Annotated in this window: 20 protein-coding genes; 8 read left to right on the top strand and 12 right to left on the bottom strand. The window is 73.1% G+C overall.

Going from position 1 to position 20,492, the window contains the following annotated elements; genetic code table 11:
- The 3 genes from hspQ to ABIC30_RS13495 are packed head-to-tail and all read right to left on the bottom strand — an operon-like array spanning position 1 to position 1,497.
- Positions 1-339 carry a heat shock protein HspQ gene (hspQ, locus tag ABIC30_RS13505; RefSeq protein ID WP_012318638.1) on the bottom strand — a complete coding sequence of 113 codons (339 nt, stop codon included), beginning with the start codon at positions 337-339 and terminating at the stop codon, positions 1-3.
- Positions 340-386: 47 nt separating this feature from the next.
- Positions 387-764, bottom strand: a complete 378-nt coding sequence (locus tag ABIC30_RS13500; RefSeq protein ID WP_042672764.1) for a nuclear transport factor 2 family protein — start codon at positions 762-764, stop codon at positions 387-389.
- Positions 765-774: 10 nt separating this feature from the next.
- Entirely contained in the window at positions 775-1,497 is a 723-nt protein-coding gene (locus ABIC30_RS13495; protein WP_020093280.1) for a DJ-1/PfpI family protein, read from the bottom strand.
- A gap of 53 nt (positions 1,498-1,550) precedes the next feature.
- On the opposite strand from ABIC30_RS13495, the gene ABIC30_RS13490 reads away from it, so the two are divergent.
- Positions 1,551-2,534 carry a GlxA family transcriptional regulator gene (locus ABIC30_RS13490; protein WP_042672762.1) on the top strand — a complete coding sequence of 328 codons (984 nt, stop codon included), beginning with the start codon at positions 1,551-1,553 and terminating at the stop codon, positions 2,532-2,534.
- 174 nt (positions 2,535-2,708) lie between these two features.
- Here ABIC30_RS13490 and ABIC30_RS13485 read toward each other — a convergent pair whose 3' ends face one another.
- The 6 genes from ABIC30_RS13485 to ABIC30_RS13460 form a co-directional block, all read right to left on the bottom strand.
- Positions 2,709-3,758, bottom strand: coding sequence for an HpcH/HpaI aldolase/citrate lyase family protein (locus ABIC30_RS13485; protein ID WP_042672761.1), 1,050 nt, complete (start codon positions 3,756-3,758; stop codon positions 2,709-2,711).
- A gap of 142 nt (positions 3,759-3,900) precedes the next feature.
- A complete protein-coding gene (locus ABIC30_RS13480) occupies positions 3,901-5,280 on the bottom strand; it encodes a DUF2778 domain-containing protein (RefSeq protein ID WP_103985013.1) in 1,380 nt (459 codons plus the stop codon).
- A gap of 187 nt (positions 5,281-5,467) precedes the next feature.
- Complete coding sequence (locus ABIC30_RS13475) at positions 5,468-6,820, bottom strand: AmpG family muropeptide MFS transporter (RefSeq protein WP_042672758.1); 1,353 nt, start codon at positions 6,818-6,820, stop codon at positions 5,468-5,470.
- A 65-nt stretch (positions 6,821-6,885) separates the two neighbouring features.
- Positions 6,886-10,476 carry a transcription-repair coupling factor gene (mfd, locus tag ABIC30_RS13470; protein ID WP_042672757.1) on the bottom strand — a complete coding sequence of 1,197 codons (3,591 nt, stop codon included), beginning with the start codon at positions 10,474-10,476 and terminating at the stop codon, positions 6,886-6,888.
- A 381-nt stretch (positions 10,477-10,857) separates the two neighbouring features.
- The gene (locus ABIC30_RS13465) at positions 10,858-11,088 is read right to left on the bottom strand and encodes a hypothetical protein (RefSeq protein ID WP_020093287.1); all 231 of its coding nucleotides are present in this window, start codon (positions 11,086-11,088) and stop codon (positions 10,858-10,860) included.
- A 25-nt stretch (positions 11,089-11,113) separates the two neighbouring features.
- Complete coding sequence (locus tag ABIC30_RS13460; protein ID WP_020093288.1) at positions 11,114-11,410, bottom strand: FAD assembly factor SdhE; 297 nt, start codon at positions 11,408-11,410, stop codon at positions 11,114-11,116.
- A 190-nt stretch (positions 11,411-11,600) separates the two neighbouring features.
- Between ABIC30_RS13460 and ABIC30_RS13455 the strand changes: the two genes are divergently transcribed.
- The 3 genes from ABIC30_RS13455 (at position 11,601) to ABIC30_RS13445 (ending at position 13,514) form a co-directional block, all read left to right on the top strand.
- Positions 11,601-12,578 (top strand): quinone oxidoreductase family protein, encoded by a 978-nt coding sequence (locus tag ABIC30_RS13455; RefSeq protein WP_020093289.1) that lies wholly within the window; start codon positions 11,601-11,603, stop codon positions 12,576-12,578.
- A gap of 9 nt (positions 12,579-12,587) precedes the next feature.
- On the top strand, positions 12,588-13,214 hold the full coding sequence (pncA, locus tag ABIC30_RS13450) for a bifunctional nicotinamidase/pyrazinamidase (protein ID WP_042672749.1): 627 nt from the start codon (positions 12,588-12,590) through the stop codon (positions 13,212-13,214).
- A 99-nt stretch (positions 13,215-13,313) separates the two neighbouring features.
- On the top strand, positions 13,314-13,514 hold the full coding sequence (locus ABIC30_RS13445; protein WP_042672748.1) for a hypothetical protein: 201 nt from the start codon (positions 13,314-13,316) through the stop codon (positions 13,512-13,514).
- 48 nt (positions 13,515-13,562) lie between these two features.
- On the opposite strand, the gene ABIC30_RS13440 is transcribed toward ABIC30_RS13445, so the two are convergent.
- The 3 genes from ABIC30_RS13440 to rimO all read right to left on the bottom strand — a co-directional run bounded on the left by ABIC30_RS13440 (position 13,563) and on the right by rimO (position 16,695).
- Entirely contained in the window at positions 13,563-13,808 is a 246-nt protein-coding gene (locus ABIC30_RS13440) for a hypothetical protein (RefSeq protein WP_244435304.1), read from the bottom strand.
- Between the two features lie 264 nt (positions 13,809-14,072).
- A complete protein-coding gene (dinB, locus tag ABIC30_RS13435) occupies positions 14,073-15,155 on the bottom strand; it encodes a DNA polymerase IV (protein ID WP_354455420.1) in 1,083 nt (360 codons plus the stop codon).
- 193 nt (positions 15,156-15,348) lie between these two features.
- Positions 15,349-16,695, bottom strand: coding sequence for a 30S ribosomal protein S12 methylthiotransferase RimO (rimO, locus tag ABIC30_RS13430; protein ID WP_042672745.1), 1,347 nt, complete (start codon positions 16,693-16,695; stop codon positions 15,349-15,351).
- Between the two features lie 357 nt (positions 16,696-17,052).
- Here rimO and pabB point away from each other — a divergent pair, with 357 nt between their 5' ends.
- From pabB to ABIC30_RS13410, 4 genes are read left to right on the top strand one after another with little or no spacing between them, the layout of a single operon-like run.
- Positions 17,053-18,426, top strand: coding sequence for an aminodeoxychorismate synthase component I (gene pabB, locus ABIC30_RS13425; RefSeq protein ID WP_354455417.1), 1,374 nt, complete (start codon positions 17,053-17,055; stop codon positions 18,424-18,426).
- Positions 18,423-19,037: an anthranilate synthase component II gene (locus ABIC30_RS13420; protein ID WP_354455415.1), complete on the top strand. Its 615-nt coding sequence runs from the start codon at positions 18,423-18,425 to the stop codon at positions 19,035-19,037. The genes pabB and ABIC30_RS13420 overlap by 4 nt, the downstream gene beginning before the upstream one ends.
- The gene (locus ABIC30_RS13415) at positions 19,024-19,887 is read left to right on the top strand and encodes an aminotransferase class IV (protein ID WP_331327876.1); all 864 of its coding nucleotides are present in this window, start codon (positions 19,024-19,026) and stop codon (positions 19,885-19,887) included. The genes ABIC30_RS13420 and ABIC30_RS13415 overlap by 14 nt, the downstream gene beginning before the upstream one ends.
- Positions 19,884-20,402 carry a DoxX family protein gene (locus ABIC30_RS13410; RefSeq protein WP_427509452.1) on the top strand — a complete coding sequence of 173 codons (519 nt, stop codon included), beginning with the start codon at positions 19,884-19,886 and terminating at the stop codon, positions 20,400-20,402. The genes ABIC30_RS13415 and ABIC30_RS13410 overlap by 4 nt, the downstream gene beginning before the upstream one ends.
- Positions 20,403-20,492 lie beyond the last annotated feature (90 nt).

Below are 20,492 nucleotides of genomic sequence, written 5' to 3'. Positions count from 1 at the left end.
TCAGTTCGTGGCGCGGTCGCGCATCCGGTACGCGCCGGCGGCGTCGCGCTCGAACATCTCGGCGATGCCGGCGTGGCGCAGGGCCTCGCCCGACGTGTCGGGCAGGAGGTTCTGTTCCGACACGTAGGCCACGTACTCGGTCTCGGCGTTCTCGGCGAGCAGGTGGTAGAACGGCTGGTCCTTGCGCGGCCGGACCTCCTCGGGGATCGACAGCCACCATTCCTCGGTGTTGTCGAACACCGGGTCGACGTCGAACACGACGCCCCGGAACGGGTAGATCCGGTGGCGCACCACGGCGCCGATCGCGAATTTCGCGGTTCTCAGTGTTACGTCCGACATGGTTCAACCCGTCCAGATCGGACAGATAGGTCCGATGACGGATCGTGTCACCCGGTCGCCGCGGAAGTCGGCGTTTCCGCGGCGCGGGCCAAGCGGTCCCGGACGGCGATCGCCTCCGGCAGCGGCCGCCACGGGACGGTCATCTCGGCGATGCGCCCGGCCGCGTCGAGGCGCCGCTCATCCATCCCGTCGAGCCGGTGCGGGCCGGCCGCCGCGCCGAAGAAGGCGGCGACGTGCGCGGGGCCTTCCAGGATCGCGCGGCTCTCGAAGGCGTCGACCACCGGCCGGATCGCCGCCGTCCCGCGCACGGGCTCGGCGGCGAGCGGGGTGTTGAGCACGCCCCCCTCGGCCATCTGCGCCAGCATGGCGTCCCGGTCCTTCGCCGCCAGGACGGCCGCGAAGGCGCGAACGCGGGTCAGGTCCATCGGAGGTCTCCTACGGGATCCGGATGCCGAGCTCGGTCGCGATCGCCCGGGCGGTGGCCTCGCGCCGGGCCGTGATGTCGGCCGCCGCCGCCCGCACCCGCGCCACGGTGTCCGGGGAGGCCGTGTGGGGCGTGCCGCTGTCGAAAGGGGGCTCGGGGGCGTACTGGATCCCGAGCTGGATGGTCCGGGCGGCCTCCTCGCCGCGCAGCGCGGCGGCGAGCTGCAGCGCCCCGTCGATGCCCGCGGTGACGCCGGCCGCGAACACCCAGGTGCGCCCGTCCGCGTCGCGGTCGATCACCACGCGCGCGTCCACCGGCTCGGCGCCGAAGAACGGCAGCAGGTGCACGGCGTTCCAGTAGGTCGTGGCCCGCCGCCCGACCAGCAGGCCGGCCGCGCCGAGGATCAGGGCGCCGGTGCAGACCGAGAGGACGTGGCCGGCCCCGGCCGCCTGGTCGCGGATCCAGCCGAGCACGGCCGGGTCCCGCATCAGGGCCTCCTGGCCCGTGCCGCCCGGGACGTGCAGCACGTCGAGCCGCGGGGCTTCCGCGAGCGTGGCATCCGGCAGCATCCGGAGGCCGCGGACGTCGCGGACGGGCTCCGGGCCCGGCGCGTAGACCCGGTAGGTGCTGTTGGGCACCCGGGACAGGACCTCGAACGGGCCGGTGAGGTCGATCTGGTCCAGCCCCTCGAACAGGAGCGAGCCGATCTGCAGGTGGGTGTCGGGCGGGATCATGCCGGGCCTCCGTGGTGGACAGGGTGATCCTAGCGCGTCAGGATCTGGCCGAAATGCCAAAGAGCCCTCGTTTCTCGCCAGATCCGCCGCGCCCGGTCGAGGTGCTGGCCTTCCCGTCGGTGCAGCTCCTCGACGTGGCCGGGCCGCTCCAGGTCTTCGCCACCGCCAACGAGCACGGCGGCGCCGGGATGCCCTACGCGCCGCGGGTGATCGCGGCCGGCGACCCGGGGCTCACCGCCTCGGCGGGCCTGCGGCTGGTCGCCGACCCATTGCCGGAACCCGACGCGCCGGTGGACACGCTGGTGATCGCGGGCGGCCCCGGCGTCGTCGCGGCCTGCGACGACGCCGCCCTGGTGGCCTGGGTGCGGGCCCGGGCGGGCCGGGCCCGCCGGGTCGCTTCGGTCTGCACCGGCGCGTTCCTGCTCGGGGCGGCGGGGCTCCTCGACGGGCGGCGGGCCGTGACCCACTGGAAGCATTGCGGGGCGCTCGCCGCCCGCTACCGGCGCGCCCGGATCGAGCCCGACCCGATCTTCGTGCGCGACGGCCCGGTCTGGTCCTCGGCGGGGGTGACGGCGGGCATCGACCTGGCCCTGGCGCTGGTCGAGGAGGATCTCGGCCGCGCGACCGCGCTGACGGTGGCGCGCCACCTCGTGATGTTCCTCAAGCGCCCCGGCGGGCAGGCGCAGTTCAGCGCGGCGCTGGCGCTGCAGGCGGGCGAGGAGCGGTTCGGGCGGCTCCACGCCTACATCGCCGACAACCTGTCCGGCGACCTGTCGCTGCCGGCGCTCGCCGCGGCGGCCGGGATGAGCGCGCGCAGCCTGAGCCGGCACTATCACGCGGCGACCGGTCTGACCCCGGCCAGGGCCGTGGAGCGCCTGCGGGTGGAGGCGGCGCGGCGCGCGCTGGCCGAGACGGCGCAACCGGTCAAGCGCGTCGCCCGGACCTGCGGCTTCGGCTCCGAGGAGACGATGCGGCGCAGCTTCCTGCGGCACGTCGCGGCGACACCGCAGGAGTACCGGGCGCGGTTCGGCGGGTGAGGGGGGACTAGAGCCGTATCCGACCATGTTGCAACGGTCGGGAAGGACGGCGAGCCCGGTCTCGCCATTCGCTCCAGGCCCCCTCTCCCGCACGGGAGAGGGGGCCCGCGCCTCGTTTCGTCGCCGCGGCGCCGCGCACGACGCCCGAGTCCGGGAGCCCGAACGGCAACCCGCTCACCCCAGCTTGTACACTGCCGCCAGCTCCGGGTCCTTCGCGGCCACGAGCTTCGCCAGGTCCACGATGACCTTGGCCTGCTTCCAGGTGGCGTCGTCCTGCATCTTGCCGTCGAGCATCACGGCGCCGGTGCCGTCCGGCATGGCCTCGACGATCCGGGCCGCGAAGGCGACCTCGGCCGGGTCCGGCGCGAAGACCCGCTTGGCGATCGCCACCTGGCTCGGGTGCAGCGTCCAGGCGCCGGCGCAGCCCATCAGGAAGGCGTTGCGGAACTGCGCCTCGCAGGCGTCGCCGTCGGAGAAGTCGCCGAACGGGCCGTAGAAGGCCTTGATGCCGTTGGCCATGCAGGCGTCGACCATCCTGGCGATGGTGTAGTGCCAGAGATCCTGCTGGGCGGTGGCGCGGGGGGCATCGCCGGAGGGATCGCTGAGCACCCGGTAATCCGGGTGGCCGCCACCGACCCGGGTGGTCTTCATGCCGCGCGACGCCGCGAGGTCCGCCGGCCCGAGGCTCATGCCGTGCATCCGCGGCGAGGCCGACGCGATCGCGTCGACGTTGGCGACGCCCTCGGCGGTCTCCAGGATCGCGTGGACCAGGATCGGCTTCGTCACCCCGTGGCGCGCCTCGAGCTGGGCGAGCAGCTGGTCGACGTAGTGGATGTCCCACGGTCCCTCGACCTTGGGCACCATCACGACGTCGAGCTTGTCGCCGACCTCGGCCACGATCGTGAACAGGTCGTCCAAGATCCAGGGCGAGTTGAGGGCGTTGATCCGGGTCCAGAGGCCGGTGCCGGTGGCGGCGAAATCGGTGGCCTGGGCCATGGCGACGAAGCCCTTGCGGGCCGCCTCCTTCTGGTCGGCCGGGACCGCGTCCTCCAGGTTGCCCAGCACCACGTCGACGGTCCCGGCGAGGTCCGGCACGCGGGCGCGGACCTTGTCGTTGTGGGGCGGCACGAAGTGGATCATCCGCTCCAGCCGCACCGGCAGTTCGCGGAACGGGGCCGGCGCGCCGGTGGCGAGGGGCTGGAAGAAGCGGCGGGGCAGTTTCATCGGGTGCCTCTTGTCAGGGCTGGCGTCTGAGCCCCGTTAAGGCAGCTTGGGCGGGCGCGTAAAGCCGCGCCGCGCGGAAGTGATCTCGGACTTTCGTGACGCTCGGGCTTCCGGCCCGGCGCGCCGCAGGGCCCGCGGAGCCTCAGCCCCGACCGCCCCGGCGCCCGGCGAGGCCGATCCGGTTGAGGATGCCGCCGCCGTCGCCGCTGCCGGCCACCACCACGAGGCGCCGGACCTCGCCCCGCAGGAAGGCCTGCAGGAAGCGGTTGTAGTCGCGGAACGAGACGCAGCCGTTCGAGGCGCCGGGCTGCCGCAGCATGTAGGTGTGGGCCAGCAGGCCGTCGCGGCCGTGGATCGCGGCGCTGCCGCCCACCGGGTTGAGCCGGATCGCCCGGACCCCGTGGAACAGGCGCTCGCGCTCGGTCAGCGTGTAGGTGCCGGGCGGGGTCGAGCCGCGCATGCGCAGGTGGACGTAGCGCGGGTTGTCCATGTGCTCGCCGAGGCCGGAATGGGCCTCCAGCACCTCGCCGGAGGGCAGCGTCACCGTGCGGGCGGTGATGTCGTAGACGGCCGTTCCGGCCACCGAATCGGGCTCCGGGCTGATCCGGGTGCGCGGCGCCTCCTGCGGCAGGGCGTCCGGGCTGGCATAGGCCAGCGCCTGACGGGGCTCCTGGCGGCTGTCCTGGCGGCTGTCCTGAGACGGCGCCGCGGCGCCGACGCCGAACAGCTTCTCGAAGAAGGACGGCTCCTCGGCCATCGCGGCGCGGAACACGTCGCGGGTCCGGGGCAGGGCGCGGCTCGCCACCCGCGCGGGCGGCGCCGGTGCGCGCCGCAGCTCGGGCGGGCGGGCCACCGGCAGCGGCACGAGGGCGGGAACGGGGGCGGGTGCGAGGGCGGCGGGCGTGGGCTCGGCCGCGGCCATCCGGACCGGCGCCCCCGTCCCCGTCTCGCCGGTCCTCTCGCCGGTCCTGTCCGCGACTCTCTCGGCGACTTTTTCTGCAGCTTTGGCCTGGGCCATCCGGACCTGGGCGGCCCGCGCCCGCTCCGCCTGCGCGACCTGCCGGGCGATCTCCCGGACCGCCGGGGACGGGGCGGCGGCGGCGACCTGGAAGCCGGCGACCGGCGGGGTTTCGCCCCCGAAGGCCGTGGCGGTGCCGGCGCCCAGCGCCGGGCTCCGGTCGAGCATCCAGGCGAGGCTCGGCCGCGGCGCCGCCGCGGCCTGCGGGACCGGGACGGCGGCCGGCCCGGCCGCCGCGACGGACTCCGCCTCGGGGCGGGCCGGCCCCTGCGGGTGGCTGAACACGGCCCAGCCGGCGAGGCTCACGCCGGTGAGAGCGATGAGCGTCGTCAGCCGGGCGCGGCGACGGGCGCGCCGCATGGCGCTCGGGTAGGGCGCCCGGGTGCGGACGACCGGGTCGTAGGCGGTCTCGACGTAGCTGGGGCGCGGGGGCGCCGGTCGCCGGGATTCCGCGCTCGGATACGCGGTCTGGAACGCGGCGAGGGACAACGCAGCCTGGGCCATTCGGGAACTCGCGTACGCGCTTCCCCTGGGCAGCCGCCGCCGTTCGTCCGCGAGAGCCGTTCTCGCGCACGTGGCCCGGGTCACCCGTCTGGGGAGGACATCAACCGTCCACCCCATTAAGCCGTGCTGTGGTTAATCCCCGCTAAAGAGACAGTTTCCGCGGGCGTTCCCGTGTTGGGACACAGCCTCAGGTGGCCCGATTCGGCGCGTCCCCGGCCGCGTCGGCCGCCGGCTCCATCGGCCCGTGCCGGCGCGCGACCAGTAGGCAGAGCAGGGCCACCGGCACGCCGATGAGGGACGTGCCGACGAAGAACCACGTGAACCCGGTCCACTCGATCACGAAGCCCGAGAACCCCGCGAGCAGGCTGCCGGGCAGGGCGCAGAGCGAGGTCAGCAGGGCGTACTGGCTCGCCGCGTGGGCGGTGGCCGAGAGCCGCGACATGTAGGTGATCAGCACGATCGACGCGAAGGCGTAGGCGAAGCCGTCGATCCCGACGGTCAGCGCGAAGGTCCAGAACGCCGCGCCGCCGTGGCCGCCGTGCCAGGCGAGGTAGGCCAGCGCGAGGTGGGAGGCCGAGGCCGTCACGGTGCCGATGAGCAGGCTCGCCATCATGCCGATCCGCGGGATGATGGCGCTCGCCAGGAAGGTGCCCCCGAGCGCGATCCAGAAGCCGAACAGCTTCGTCACCGTCGCGATGTCGGTGTTGGTGTAGCCGAGCGTCTTGAACAGCGGGATCGCCATGGCGTTCGAGACGTAGCCGGGCATCCGGAAGCCCGCGACCAGCGCCAGCACCGGCAGGGCGAGCGGCCCGAGCCGGGCGAGGAGGTCGCGGATCGGCGCCCAGACGGTCTCGACGAAGCCGCCGGTGGCGGGGGTCTCGGGGACGGGGGGTTCGGGCGCCAGCAGGGCCGCGACCGTGCCGGGCGCCATGAGCGCGGCCATGCACAGGTAGGCCACGCGCCAGCCATACGCGTCGGACAGGTAGAGCGCGCCGGCGCCGGCCGCGAGGTTGCCGATCCGGAAGCCGACCTCGGCCCAGGACGACATCAGCGCCTGCTGCTCGGGCGGCGCGGCGGTGATGCGCCAGCCGTCGATCACCACGTCCTGGGTGGCGCCCGCGACGCCGAGCGCCAGGGAGAACGCCACCGTCCAGGCGAGCCAGTGGGCCGGGTCGCCGAAGGCGACGCCCGCCAGCGCCAGGGCGACGAGGATCTGCGTGGCGACGATCCAGCCGCGGCGCCGCCCGAGCCAGCGGCCGATGAGCGGCGCGTCGTGGCGGTCGAGGAAGGGGGCCCAGAGGAACTTGAGCTTGTAGGCGATGGTGAGCTCGCTCATCAGCCCGATCGTGGCGAGCGGCACCTTCGCCTGGACGAGCCACGCCGACTGCGTCGCGTAGACGAGCAGGAACGGGATACCCTGCGCGAAGCCGAGCCCCAGCACCGCGGCGACGCGCCGGTCGGTGAACAGGGGCGTGAGGAAGGCGCCCGGCGCGGCCTTCACCGGCTCGGGCGCGCCGGTGATCGGCGCCGGGTCTGCCATCCACGCGTCTCCTCAAGCCGCCCCGCAGGATGAGGGGTCTCGCCGGGGCGCGACGCCCCCGCCCCTCACGCCGCCTTCTTCCCCCGCTCGGCGATCTTCACGAGACTGCGCAGCACCTCGGTAGCGGTCTTGAGCCGGGCCGGGATCGTGTTCAGCTCGCGCACGAACACCACGCTCATGTCGGGCCGCACCTTCGCGAACGACGCCTGCTCGGCGACGAAGGCCACGAGCCCCTGCGGGTTGGCGTACGACCGGTCGCGGAAATGGACCACCACGCCCTTCGGCCCGGCCTCGACCTTCTCGACGTTGGCCTTGAGGCAGAGGATCTTGATCGTGCCGATCTTGAGGAGCTGCTCCACCTCCGGCGGCAGCGGCCCGAACCGGTCGATCAGCTCGGCACCGAAGCTCTCCATCTCGGCATCGTCCTGGATGGTGGCGAGCCGCCGGTAGAGCGCCAGCCGGACGCCCAGATCCTCGACGTAATCCTCCGGGATCGTCACGGGCGCGCCCAGCGCGATGGTCGGCGACCACGCCTCCTCGGGCACGTCCTCGATGCCGGCCTTGAGCGCGGTGACCGCGTCCTCCAGCATCTGCTGGTAGAGCTCGTAGCCGACCTCCTTGATGTGGCCGGACTGCGCGTCGCCGAGCAGGTTGCCGGCGCCGCGGATGTCGAGGTCGTGGGAGGCGAGCTGGAAGCCCGCGCCCAACGTGTCGAGGCTCTGGAGCACCTTGAGGCGCTGCTCTGCCTGGGCGGTGAGCTGGCGGTTCGCCGGGGTCGTGAACAGCGCGTAGGCGCGCGCCTTCGAGCGCCCGACCCGGCCGCGCAGCTGGTAGAGCTGCGCGAGGCCGAACATGTCGGCCCGGTGGACGATCAGCGTGTTGGCGGTGGGGATGTCGAGGCCCGATTCCACGATCGTGGTCGAGAGCAGGACGTCGAACTTGCCCTCGTAGAAGGCCGTCATCACGTCCTCGAGCTGGCCGGCCGCCATCTGGCCGTGGGCGACCGCGACCTTGATCTCGGGCATCTCGGCGTCGAGGAATTTCTTGACCTCGGCCAGATCCTCGATCCGCGGCACGACGTAGAAGGACTGGCCGCCGCGGTAGCGCTCGCGCAGCAGGGCCTCGCGGATGGTCAGCGGGTCGAACGGCGTCACGAAGGTGCGCACCACCAGCCGGTCGACCGGCGGGGTGGCGATGATCGAGAGCTCGCGAACCCCCGTCATGGCGAGCTGGAGCGTGCGCGGGATCGGCGTCGCCGAGAGCGTCAGCACGTGGACGTCCGCCTGGAGCGCCTTCAGCCGCTCCTTGTGGGCGACGCCGAAATGCTGCTCCTCGTCCACGATGATCAGGCCGAGATCCTTGAAGGCGATGTTCTTCGCCAAGAGGGCGTGGGTGCCGACCACGATGTCGACCGTGCCGGCGATGAGCCCGGCGCGGGTCTGCTTCATCTCCCCCGCCGAGACGAAGCGGGAGAGCTGCGCCACCTGGACCGGCAGCCCTTTGAAGCGCTCGGCGAAGGTCCGGTAGTGCTGGCGGGCCAGCAGCGTGGTCGGGACGATCACCGCCACCTGCTTGCCGGAGATCGCCGCCGCGAAGGCGGCGCGGAGCGCCACCTCGGTCTTGCCGAAGCCGACATCGCCGCAGACCAGCCGGTCCATCGGGCGGCCGGCATTGAGGTCGTCCAGCACCGCGTCGATGGCGTTGGCCTGATCCTCGGTCTCCTCGAACGGGAAGCGGGCGGCGAACTCGCCGTAGAGCCCCTCGGGCGCCTGCAGGGACGGGGCCTTCCGGACGAAGCGCTGGGCCGCGACCTTGATCAGCTCGCCCGCCATCTCGAGGATGCGGCGCTTCATCTTGGCCTTGCGGGCCTGCCACGCGCCGCCGCCGAGCCGGTCGAGGGCGACCTCGGAATCCTCCGAGCCGTAGCGGGTCAGGAGCTCGATATTCTCCACCGGCAGGAGCAGCAGGCCGCCGGTGTATTGCAGCTCCAGGCAATCGTGCGGGGCGCCGGCGGCGTGGATCGTCTTGAGGCCCACGAACCGGCCGATGCCGTGGTCGGCGTGGACCACGAGGTCGCCGGGCTGGAGCGCCTGCACCTCCAGGATCACGTCCTGGGGCCGCTTGGCCTTGCGCTTCTGGCGGACCAGCCTGTCGCCCAGGATATCGCCCTCGGAGACGACGGCGAGTTCGCCCGCGGTGAAGCCCGCCTCCAGGCCCCAGACGGCCACGGCCGCGTCGGTTCCGCGCTTGAGCGCGTAGACGTCGGTGAGCCGGGTGATCGCCACGGGCTTCCTCAGGCCGTGGTCGGTGAGCACGCCGCAGAGCCGGTCGCGGGACCCGTCGGACCAGGCTCCCAGGATCACGTGATGACCGGATCCCTGGAGATCGCGGATATGCGCCACCGCGGCGTCGAACACGCTGGCATTCTCGTCGGCCCGCTCGGGGGCGAAGCTCCGTCCGGCCTTGGCGCCGCAATCGATCACCGCGCGCTCGAACGATTCGGGCTGCGCGAACGGGGTCAGCCGCGCCACGGTGGCGGTGCCGATCCGCTCCTTCAGCTCGTTCGGCGTCAGGTAGAGGGCGCGGGGCGGCAGGGGCTTGTAGGGGGCGACGCCGGGCTGCGGCGTCTTCATCGCGCCCTCGCGGGCCTGGTAATAGTCCTGGACGAGCGCGATCCGCTCGGCGGCGGCGTCCTCCACCTGCGGGTCGAAGACCAGCGGCACGCCGCCGAGGTAGTCGAACAGCGTGTCGAGGTGGTCGTAGAACAGCGGCATCCAGTGCTCGAGGCCGGCGTAGCGCCGCCCCTCGCTCACCGTCTCGTAGAGCCGGTCGTCCCGGGTCGCCGCCCCGAAGCTCTGGATGTAGTTCTGGCGGAAGCGGCGGATGGTCTCCGTGGTGAGCTGGACCTCGCTCATCGGCATCAGGTCGAGCGAGCGGAGCTGCCCGGTTGTGCGCTGCGTCTCCGGGTCGAAGGCGCGGATCGATTCCAGCGTGTCGCCGAAGAAGTCGAGGCGGATCGGGGCCGGCAGGCCGGGGGGCGACAGGTCGAGGATGCCGCCGCGAACCGCGTACTCGCCGGTGTCGCGCACCGTCCCGGTGCGCAGGAAGCCGTTGGCCTCGACCCAGGCCACCACGTCGTCCATCGACACGACGTTGCCGATCGCCGCCGAGAACGCCTCCTTGGCGATGTGGGCGCGGGGCGGCACCCGCTGCACCAGGGCATTGACCGTGGTGCAGAGGATGCGCGGGCGGTCCTCGGCCGAGCGGGTGCGGGCGAGGCGGGCGAGCGCCGTCATCCGGGCGGCGGCGACCGCCGTCGTCGGCGAGACCCGGTCGTAGGGCTGGCAGTCCCAGGCCGGCAGGCTCATCACGTCCATCTCGGGCGCGACGAAGCCGAGGGCTGCCTGGAAGGCCGCCGAGCGCCCGGAATCGCGCGCCACGTGGACCAGCACCGCCGGCGCGTCGACGGTGGGCGCCAGGGCGCGGGCGAGGTCGGCGAGCGCCAGCGCGTCGAAGCCCTCCGGGGCGTTCGCCAGGACCGGGCTGTCGCCGCGCTTGAGGGCGTCGATCGCCCGGGCGAGCGCGGAGGATTTCGGCAGCGCGAAGCGCGCGACCTGCGGCTTGGCGGCGGGGGGCTTCGGCTGAGGCTTGGCCATCGGGTCTTTCGCGGGAAATCCCGCCGGGCGCGTCAGGGGAGGAGGTCGGGTGGCGTTAGCCGATCGGGCCGCCGCGATAAAGCGTCCCCGCGGTCACGGCTGAACGCATCCTATATGGCGGTTCTGCCGCGGCATGGAACGGCTGTTCGGCCGCGCTTCGGGGACACGCATGGCCGGGCCCAGAGCACCTTGCGGATCGCCTCTCCCAGGGGGGAAGAGACGGCCCCATCGTCTTTGCGAGCGCAGCGAAGCGATCCAGCGGCGCCGCACCTTCGGAATTCGCGCTGCCCTGGGTCACGTCGCTGCGCTCGTGATGACGGAGCGGGCCGCATCGGCCGAGCGCTTCGATCGGATGAGACGGAAGCCCGCGGCTTACGCCCCTCAGGCGTCCGGCCCGACGATCTCCGCCAGCGCCGCCTCGACCCGACCGCGGAAGAAGTCCGCGTTGGGCATGTGCTCGGTCATCGCGGCGGCGCGCGCCGTCGCCTGCCGCAGGATCTCGGCGCGGAGCGCCGGATCGGAGCGCTCCATCATCTCCAGCATGATGCGCACCACCAGCTCGGTGGCGATCGACCGGGCCGGGTGGTCGTAGTTGGGCTTCGGTTCGTCCATCGCGGGCTCTCTCGACCGGTCGCTCTCAGGAGTGGATCGGCGCGTCGTGCCGGTGGAACGCCCGCACCCGCCGCCAGACCGACGTGTCGTAGTTCGTGGGCGTCTCGACCTCGCCGGTCAGCCACTTGAACAGGTCGCGGTCCGGCACCTCGATCAGCGCCTCGAACTGGTCGAGCTCCGCCTCCGACAGGTCGCCGATCTCGGCATCGGCGAAGCGGCCCATGATCAGGTCCATCTCGCGGATGCCCCGGTGCCAGGCGCGGTAGAGGAGGCGGCGGCGGCGCGGATCGAGGTCGGCGCTCGTGCGGGTGGTGCCGGACATGGATGTCGGACCTCGGCTCAGGGAATGGCAGGGCCTAGATAGGCGTCCGGGTCCGGCGGATCCAGAACGGGGCCGCGGCCGGGCGGGTTAAAACCGGGGCGCGAGAGGCCAAAAACGAATTGCCTCCGGCGGGCGGTCCGTTATCTCGGGCTGCAACGCCCCGGACGGGGCGGCGAGCGGGAGTCCAACGATGCCGAAGGCGATCCGGGTCTACGAGTACGGCGGTCCCGAGGTGATGCGCTTCGAGGACGTGCCCCTGGCCGAGCCGGGCCCCGGGCAGATCCGGGTCAGGCAGGCCGCCATCGGCGTCAACTTCATCGACATCTACTTCCGCACCGGCGCCTACAAGTCCCCGCACATGCCCTACACCCCCGGCAAGGAGGGCGCCGGCACCGTCACGGCGGTGGGCGAGGGCGTGACCCAGTTCAAGGCCGGCGACCGGGTCGCCTACGGCTCGGTGGCGGACGGCTGCTACGCCGAGGAGCCGGTGATCCCGGCCTCGGCGGCCGTGCCGATCCCCGACGGGGTCGACGAGAAGACCGCCGCCGCCATGATGCTCAAGGGCCTGACCGTCGAGTACCTGCTGCACCGGACCTACGCGGTGAAGCCCGGCGACACGATCCTGTGGCAGGCCGCCGCCGGCGGCGTCGGCCTGATCGCGTGCCAGTGGGCCAAGCACCTCGGCGCCACCGTGATCGGCACCGCCGGCAGCCCCGAGAAGGCGGAGCTCGCCAAGCAGAACGGCTGCGACCACGTCATCCTCTACCGCGAGGAGGACGTGGCCAAGCGCGTGCGCGAGATCACCGGCGGCAAGGGCGTGCCGGTGGTCTACGACGGCGTCGGGCAGGCGACCCTGATGGGCTCCCTGGACAGCCTCGCGCCGCTCGGCCTGCTGGCGAGCTTCGGCTCGGCCTCCGGGGCGATCACCGGGCTCGACCTCGGCCTGCTGGCCCCGCGCGGCTCGCTCTACGTGACGCGCCCGACGCTCGCGACCTTCTCGTCGAACCGCGCCACCCTGGAGGAGGCGGCCGCCCGCCTGTTCAAGGTGGTCCGCGACGGCGCGGTGAAGATCGCCGTCAACGCCACCTACCCGCTGGCCGAGGCGCAGCAGGTGCACCGCGACCTCGCGGGCCGGGAGACCACCGGCTCGATCGTGATGCTGCCGTAGGGACCGACCGTGACGCCCGGCAACGCCGACCTGCTCCTCGTCGTCGACGTGCAGGTCGACTTCCTGCCGGGCGGGGCGCTCCCCGTCCCGGGGGGCGACGCGGTGATCGGCCCGATCAACGACCTCCAGCACCGCTTCCGGCACGTGGTGCTGATGCAGGACTGGCATCCGGCCGATCACGTCTCCTTCGCCGAGACCCATCCGGGGCGGGCCCCGTTCGAGACCGTGACGCTGCCCTACGGGCCGCAGGTGCTGTGGCCGCGCCACTGCGTCCAGGGCAGCCCCGGGGCCGCCTTCGCGCCGGACCTCGCCACCGACCGGGCGAGCCTGGTGGTGCGCAAGGGGCTGGATCCGCGGGTCGACAGCTACTCGGCCTTCCTGGAAGCCGACCGGGCCACGCGCACCGGCCTCGCCGGGGCGCTCCGGGAGCGCGGCATCACCCGCGTCGCCGTGTGCGGCCTCGCCACCGATTTCTGCGTCGCCTGGAGCGCGCTCGACGCGCGCGACGCGGGGTTCGACGTCCTCGTGGTGGCGGACGCGGTGCGCGGGATCGACGTGGACGGGTCGCTCGCGCGGGCCTGGGCGCGGATGGAGGCGGCGGGCGTCCGCCGGATCGCCGCGGCGGAGATCGGCTGAGGGCGTGCGGGGACCGGGAGGCGAACCGCCGCACGCCGCGCGGGAGACCGGCCCCGCGCCGACGCGTTGGCCCGACATCAGCATCCGACAGGAGCCTGCATGTCATCCAAGCACCCGAAGACCGACACGCCCACGGACGCCGACCTCAAGGGCAATCCTGGGATCGGCACCTCGAAGGGGATGAGCGGCGCCGACCCGGCGGATCTGCAGGCGGATTCGACCTTCGAGGGCGACGTCGACAACGAGACGAAGCTCGACGGCGGCGTCGACCCGAACCACCGGCCGCGCAAGAACGCGTGACCGAGAACGCGTGCCCGGATGCCCGGGCCGGCGCGGCCCGGGTCGATCTCAGCGACTGCGCGCCGGCGCCTTCGGCCGCTGCGGTGCGGGGGCCGCGGGCTTGGCGCTCGGGCCGCCTGCCGGAACGTAGACCTGGGCCGGGCTCGCGGTGTAGCCCCGGAGCTGGGCCGCGTTGGCGGCCCCGAAAGCGGATGTGCCGTCCGCGCGGGCGGCGCCCGCCGCGATGGCCGATAGAAGCGCGGCGGCCAGGGCCAAGCGGGCGTGCTTCGGCATCGACAGGGTCCTCGTGTTCACGCGGGCTCGAGAAACCCTGATCTGGACCGGATCGCTCCGCCCTGCGATCGACCCGGCCTTCCCGACGTGCGGAACCGCACAGGCGCCGTGTCGTGCATGACGGCGGCGGCTCCATCGCTTTCCGGTTGATCGCTTCCCCACCGTCGTCGTTGCGAGTGGAGCGAGGCGATCCAGGGCCAGCGCCACGCTGACCGATGTCCTGCTGCCCGGGGTCACTTCGCTGCGCCCGTGATGACGGAGCGTGGGCCTGCCCCGGAGGCCGTGTCAGAGCGCCAGCCCGAGCTGGAACGGCGCCTCGGGCGCGTCCTGCGCGAAGCCCGACAGCGACACCCCGATCAGCCGCGCGCTGCGGCGCAGGGGGAACAGGCCGGCGAGCAGGTCGAGGCCGATCCGCTCCAGGGCGGCCCGGTCGGCCACCGGCACGGCGAGGGACTTCGCCCGGGTGACCTGCGCGAAATCGGAGAACTTGAGCTTCAGGGTCACGGTCCGGGCGCGCATGCCCTTGGCGTCGGCGCCCGCCCAGACCTTGTCGAACAGCGGCGCCAGCCGGGCGGCCAGGACCTCGAAGGCGGCGGTGTCGTCCGAGAAGGTGGTCTCGGCCCCGATCGACTTGCGCACCCGGTGGGCGCGGACCGGCCGCGCGTCGATCCCGCGGGCGACCGCGTGGTAGTAGGCGCCCGCGGAGCCGAAGGTCTCGCGCAGGCGCTCCGGCGTCCAGGCGCGCAGATCCGCCCCGGTCTCGATCCCGAGCCGCTTCATCTTCGCCTCGGTGACCGGGCCGACGCCGTGGAACCGGCCGATCGGCAGCGCCGCCACGAAGTCCGGCCCCATGGCGGGGGTGATGACGAACAGGGCGTCGGGCTTGCGGTGGTCGGACGCCACCTTGGCGAGGAACTTGTTGTACGAGACCCCGGCCGAGGCGATGAGTCCGGTCCGTTCCAGGATCTCGGCCCGGATCGCCTTCGCCACGGCCGTCGCCGTCGGGAGGCCCTGGAGGTTCTCGGTGACGTCGAGATAGGCCTCGTCGAGGGCCACCGGCTCGATGATGGCCGTGTGCCGGGCGAAGACCGCCCGGATCTCCTCGGAGACTGCCCGGTAGACCTCGAAGCGCGGCTTCACGAACAGCAGGTCCGGGCACAGCCGCCGCGCGGTGGCCGACGGCATGGCGGAGCGGACACCGAATTTTCGGGCCTCGTAGCTCGCAGCGGCCACCACCCCGCGCTCCCGGGAGCCGCCGACCGCCAGCGGCCGGCCGCGCAGCGACGGGTCGTCGCGCTGCTCCACGGAGGCGTAGAACGCGTCCATGTCGATGTGGATGATCTTTCGGAGCGCGACCTCCGGATCCATCGCCGCCTCGGGTCCCGACCAAGTTCCTGATCTGTTCCGAAAGACCGCGCGGGGCGGGCGGGGTCAAGCCGCGCCGGACGCGGCGTCAACAGGAGTCCGGTCCGCGCCCGTCATCGCGAGCGCAGCGCGACGTTCCCGAGCGCAGCGCATCCCTGGATTGCCTTCGCTGCGCTCGCAAAGACGGGGTCTGCCGTCAGGCGACGCTGCCGTAGAGGTCGTAGGCCTCGGCCCGGTCGATCTTCACCGTGACGATGTCGCCGACCCGCACCGGGCGCCGGAAGGCGGCGTGGACATTGCCGTCGATCTCCGGCGCGTCGGCCTTGGACCGGCCCCGCGCCACCCCGCCCTCGACGGAATCGACGATGACGGGCAGCCGCTTGCCGACCTTGGCCCGCTGCAGCCGGAGCGCGATGCCGTTCTGGGTCTCCATGAACCGGCGCTTGCGCTCGGCCTTCACCGCCGGCGGCACGAGGTCGCCCAGCGCGTTGGCGGTGGCGCCGGCCACCGGCTCGTACTCGAAGCAGCCGACCCGATCGAGCTTGGCCTCCTGCAACCAAGCCAGCAGCTCCTCGAACTCGGCCTCGGTCTCGCCGGGGAAGCCGACGATGAAGGTCGAGCGGATCGCGAGGTCCGGGCAGGTATGCCGCCAGCTGCGGATCCGGTCGAGCTGGCGCTCCTGGTTGCCGGGGCGGCGCATGCGCTTGAGCACGGAGGGGCTCGCGTGCTGGAGCGGCATGTCGAGGTAGGGCAGCACCTTGCCCTCGGCCATCAGCGGGATGACCTCGTCCACGTGCGGGTAGGGGTAGACGTAGTGCAGCCGCACCCAGGCGCCGAGCTCGCCGAGTTCCTTGGTGAGGTCGTAGAACTTGGCGCGGACCTGGCGGTCGCGCCACGGGCTCTCGCTGTAGCGGATGTCGACGCCGTAGGCGCTGGTGTCCTGGCTGACGACCAGCAGCTCCTTCACGCCGGCCTTCACCAGCTTCTCGGCCTCGCGCAGCACGTCGGCGGCGGGGCGGCTGACGAGGTTCCCGCGCAAGCTCGGGATGATGCAGAAGCTGCAGCGGTTGCTGCACCCCTCCGAGATCTTCAGGTAGGCGTAGTGGCGCGGGGTGAGCTTGATCCCCTGCGGCGGCACGAGGTCGAGGAACGGGTCGTGGGCCGGCGGCACCGCCTCGTGGACGGCCGCCACCACCGACTCGTAGGCCTGGGGCCCGGTCACCGCCAGGAGGTCGGGGTACTTCTCGCGGATCTCCTCCGGCTGCGCGCCCATGCAGCCGGTGACGATGACGCGGCCGTTCTCCGCCATGGCCTCGCCGATGGCCGAGAGCGACTCCGCCTTGGCGGAATCGAGGAAGCCGCAGGTGTTGACGATCACCACGTCGGCGCCGTCGTGCCGCCGGGCCAGCTCGTAGCCCTCGGCGCGCAGATGGGTGAGGATCCGCTCGGAATCGACCAGCGCCTTCGGGCAGCCCAGCGAGACGAACGAGATTTTCGGGGCGGCGCCGGGAGCGGGGCCGCGGGGAGCGGGCGTGGCGGTCATGGCATTCGGGTCGGATAGTCCGGCGGGGCGATCGGCCGCCCGGCGCGCGGGACCAGGAATTCGGGGTCGCGCTCCTATACAGGCTCCCGCGCCTCCGCGCGAGGCCGGCCGCCGCAGGGGTGCCCGGCCCTGCGCGCGAGCCTGAGCCTAGGCGCAGATCCTATCGTTACGGCAGAGCTTTACGGCGGTCTCCTCAGACCCCACATCAGGATTGGACGGCGCGGCCCTGCGCCCCGGACACGGCCCGCCCGCGCGCGGCGGCAGGGCCTGCGTGGAACTGCCGCTTCCCCCGCGGCATCGCCTGTGCGACGGCAGCGCACGACGCACAGCTCGAGGATGGCGGCCCCGAACCCGGTCATGTGGACCCGAGAGATCCCCTTCATCGATCCCGTCGCGGCGGCGGCGCGGCTGCGAGCCCTGCCCGGGCTCGCCTTCCTCGACAGCGCCATGCGGCACGACCCGCTGGGGCGGCACTCGATCGTGGCCGCCGACCCGTTCGCGCGGTTCCGCTACCGCGACGGGCGCGCGACCCTCGACGGGAGGCCGGTGGCGGGCGGCCCGATGGCCGCGCTCCGGGCCTGCCTCGAACCCTACCGGCTCGAGGCAGGCCCGGAGCCGTTCCCCGGCGGGGCGATCGGGTACCTCGCCTACGACCTCGGCGCGGCGCTGGAGCGGGTGGCGCCGCCCGCCCGGCGGGCGGGGCTCACCGACGACATCGCGCTGAACCTCTACGACACCGCGCTGGTCGTCGACCACGCCGCCGGCACGGGCCGGCTCGTCGCAACGGGTTTCCCCGAGACCGCGCCGGACGCGCGGCGGGCCCGCGCGGAGGCGCGGCTCGCCCGCTTCGCCGACCTGCTCGGCGGTGCGGAGCCGCCGATCCCGGCCCCCGCCCGGCCGGCCCAGCCGCTCGCGTGGCGCTCGAACTTCGACCGCCAAAGCTATGAAGAAGCTGTCGAAAAGGTCCGCACCTACATCCGGGCCGGCGACATCTACCAGGCCAACATCGCCCAGCGCTTCGTCGCCGACCTGCCGGCCGGCTTCGACCCGTTCGCCCTCTACCGGCGGCTGCGCGAGACCAACCCGGCGACCTTCGGGGCCTACCTGGAACAGGAGGGCCTGACCGTCGCCTCGTCCTCGCCGGAGCGGTTCATCCGCCTCGACGGGCGGCACGTGGAGACGCGCCCGATCAAGGGCACCGCCCGCCGCCTCGACGACCCGGCGGCCGACCGGGCGGCGGCCGAGGCGCTCCAGGCCAGCGTCAAGGAGCGGGCCGAGAACGTCATGATCGTCGACCTGCTGCGCAACGACCTGTCGCGGGTCTGCCGGCCGGGCACCGTCGCCGTGCCGACCCTGTGCGGCCTGGAGACCTACGCCAACGTCCACCATCTGGTGTCGGTGGTGACCGGCGACCTCCGCGACGGGCTCGACGCCCTCGACCTCCTGGAAGGGACCTTCCCGGGCGGCTCGATCACGGGCGCGCCGAAGATCCGCGCCATGGACATCATCACGGAGATCGAGGGCGACGCGCGGGAACTCTACTGCGGCGCCATCGGCCGGATCGGCTTCGACGGGGCGCTCGACACGTCGATCGCGATCCGCACCGTGTTCATGGACGACCGGCAGGCGGTCCTGCAGGCCGGGGGCGGGGTGACGCTGCTGTCGGAGCCCGGCCCGGAATACGACGAGACCCTGGCCAAGGCCGCCCGCGTGTTCGAGGCCTTCGCATGATCCTCGTCCTCGACAATTACGACTCGTTCGTCTTCAACGTCGTCCGTTACCTGGAGGAGCTCGGCGAGACGGTCCGGGTCGTGCGCAACGACGCGCTGGACGTCCCCGGCATCCGGGCGCTGGAGCCGGAGGCCCTGGTGGTCTCGCCCGGGCCCTGCACCCCCGCGGAGGCCGGGATCTCCCTGCCGGCGATCCGCGACCTGTCGGGCGCGGTGCCGATCCTCGGCGTCTGCCTCGGCCATCAGGCGATCGGCGCGGCCTTCGGCGGCACGGTCGCGCGGGCACAGCGCCCCCTCCACGGGCAGATGACGCCGATCGCCCATACCGGCGAGCGCCTGTTTTCCGGAATCCCGGCGCCGATGCCGGTCGGGCGCTACCACTCGCTGGTCGTGAATCCCGGCCCCGACATGGAAAGACACCTCTCGGTCGACGCGGTCTCGCAGGAGGGGGAGGTGATGGCGCTGTCGCACCGGACCCACCCGACCTACGGCATCCAGTTCCACCCGGAATCGGTCCTGACCGAGGGCGGCCACGCCCTGTTCGCCAATTTCCTGGATCTCGCCCGCGCGTGGCGGGATAGGCCGGAGGGGCGCCGCGATGCTGTGGCGTGACGGGGCGCTTCTGCCCGGAACCACGGCTCCGCTCGACCACACCGACCGCGGCCTGACGCTCGGCGACGGCCTGTTCGACACCGCACTGGCGCTCGGCGGCCGCGTCGCCTTCGAGGACGCCCATATCGCCCGGCTCGTGGCCTCCGCGGAGACGCTGGGGATCCCCGCCGAACCCGAGCGGATCCGTGCGGCCATGCGGGACCTCGCGGGTCAGGGGGAGCGGCTCGCGATCCGGACCACGCTGACGCGCGGCTCCGGCCCGCGCGGCCTGAGGCCGCCGGACGCGCCGAACCCGACCCTGTTCGCCACCGCGGCCGCGAGCGCCAGGGCCGCGTCCTTCGCGCCCCTGCGCCTGTGGCCGACGGCCATCGCCCGCAACGACACCTCCCCCGCCGCCCGCCTGAAGACGCTGGGCTATCTCGACGCGGTGCTGGCCGCCCGCGAGGCCGCCGCCGCGGGGTTCGACGAGGCGCTGTTCCGCAACACCCGGGGCCGCGTCGCCTGCGCGGGCACCGGCAATCTCTTCGCCCTGTTCGGCGCCAATCTGGTGACGCCCCCGCTCGGGGACGGCGTGCTCGCCGGCATCGTGCGGGCGGAGGTGCTGGGTCTCGCCGCCGGATGCGGGCTGCGGGCCGAGGAACGGTCGCTCGGCCTGCCCGATCTCCTCGGCGCGGAGGCCGTGTTCCTGACCAACTCCCTGCGGCTCCTGGCCCCCGTGACGGCCATCGGCGACACGGCCTTCCCGAGCGCCGGCCCGGGCGCCGGCCATCCGGCGGTGACCCGCCTCGTGGCGGCCCTGCGCGCCCGCCTGGCGCAGGCCTGCGGCGTCACGGAGGACGCGGTCGCGTGACCGAGGGAGCGATCGAGGCGTCAATCGAGACTTGGCGGCGCCGGCTGCGCTACGCGCTCGCGGCGACCTACGGGTTCATCGGCGTGGTCCACCTCGTGGCGACCGACGCGATGCTGCCGCTCATGCCCGACTGGGTGCCGCAGCCGCGGCTCGTCATCCTGGCGACCGGCCTGTGCGAGATCGCGGGCGCGGTCGGCCTCCTCACCGGGCGGTTCCGCCGGGCGGCCGCGCTCGGCCTCGCCCTCTACGCGGTCTGCGTCTACCCGGCGAACCTCAAGCACGCGTTCGAGCACGTCCACGTCGAGGGCATCCCGGATTCCTGGTGGTACCACGGGCCGCGGCTCGCGTTTCAGCCGGTCTTCGTCTGGGCGGCGCTCTGGGCCGGCGGCCTGATCGACTGGCCGTTCGGCGGCCGCCGCGGGTCCGGACAGGGCGCGACCGAGATCTCCGGTGATCCGGCACGGCCGCCGAAAGGTCCGGATCCCGACGCGCCGGCAACCATCCGCGAACCTTGATCACAGGATCCCGGGATCCCCGGATCCCGGCAGGCTTTGATCCCAGGATCCTGGCCGATCGACCGGCCGGAAGCCGCCGCGCGGGCCGGA

It is taken from the genome of Methylobacterium sp. 1030 (genome assembly GCF_040544715.1).
Classification (GTDB): domain Bacteria; phylum Pseudomonadota; class Alphaproteobacteria; order Rhizobiales; family Beijerinckiaceae; genus Methylobacterium.
Note: the sequence above shows the minus strand (reverse complement) of the source record. Positions and strands in the feature narration are given on the sequence as shown.